This is a genomic window from Streptomyces sp. LS1784, assembly GCF_020103755.1.
In the GTDB taxonomy this organism is placed as follows: domain Bacteria; phylum Actinomycetota; class Actinomycetes; order Streptomycetales; family Streptomycetaceae; genus Kitasatospora.
Window position 1 is genome coordinate 1 of sequence record NZ_JAHSQD010001132.1, and the last position, 1,032, is coordinate 1,032.

General features: G+C 75.8%; 1 protein-coding gene. It reads right to left on the minus strand.

The annotated features are described in order from the left end of the window. Window positions 1-198: 198 nt before the first annotated feature. A partial coding sequence (locus tag KS423_RS46135; protein ID WP_224285610.1) for a hypothetical protein occupies window positions 199-1,032 on the minus strand: 834 nt, incomplete at its 5' end.

The following is a 1,032-nucleotide window of genomic DNA, read 5'->3' on the forward strand; positions in this document are numbered from 1 at the left end:
AGCACCGCGCCGCCCAGTTCGCGCCGGCCGCTCCAGCGGGCGACGCCGTAACCGCCGACCAGACCGCTCGCCGCGGTCAGCGCGGCGGGCGCGGCGGCCGCGAGCACGTTCGGGACCTTCGCCATCGTCGACTCCACTCCTCGGGGCTGTGTCCGTTTCCGACCATAACCCGGCGAACGGACGGGGCCGCCGGGGCCTCTACCGGAACGCCTCGGCGGGCGTCTGCCCCGGCACCGTGGCGGCCAGCCGGCGGGCGGCCTCCGCCGGGTCGAGCACCCGCTCCAGCCGCAGGTCGCCCGGGACCTCCTGGATGAACCGCCCGGCCGACCAGCTCCGCTCGTACGGCAGCGGCTCCAGCACCAGGGTGCGCACGCCGTCCACCACCGGGACGTCGCTCGGCGTCCCCTCGTTCCAGATCCAGGAGCCGTCCGGAGCGACCAGGTTGAAGGCGCCGGTGGCGATCACCCGGCGGCCGTCCAGGAACGCCGTCCGGGCCAGTGCCACCACCTCCCGGTCCTGCGGGGTGCCGGGCAGGTGGCCGCCGCCGATCAGCACGTCGGCGAGCAGGGTGTGCAGCTGGAAGGTGTCGCTCAGGCCGCTCATCCGCAGCAGGTAGCCGGTGCCGGTGGGGCGGTCGAGCACCAGCAGCGGCTCGTCGTCCAGCATCAGCGCCAGGTGGACCAGGCCCTTGAAGTCGTGCTGCTCGCCCTGGTAGCGGTCGAACAGCTCCAGGATCACCTCGGTCACGCCCGACGCGCGGGCCTCGGCCCGGACCTCCGCGTGCGCGTACACCGCCCAGGCCGCCTGCTGCCACAGGTGCAGCGTCCACCAGGCGACCACGGCGAGGTGGGCGTGCCACTCGTCCAGGTGCGCCGGGTCGGCGATCCGCTCGTGCGCCTCGGCGGGATCGTCCTCCTCCGCGTCGGGCAGCGGGCCGCCGCCGGTGGAGACCCAGCGCCGCACCAGCAGCTGCGCGCCGGTCAGCGCCCCGCGCAGCCCGGCCAGCACCGGGCCGGAGCAGGCGACCGGGTC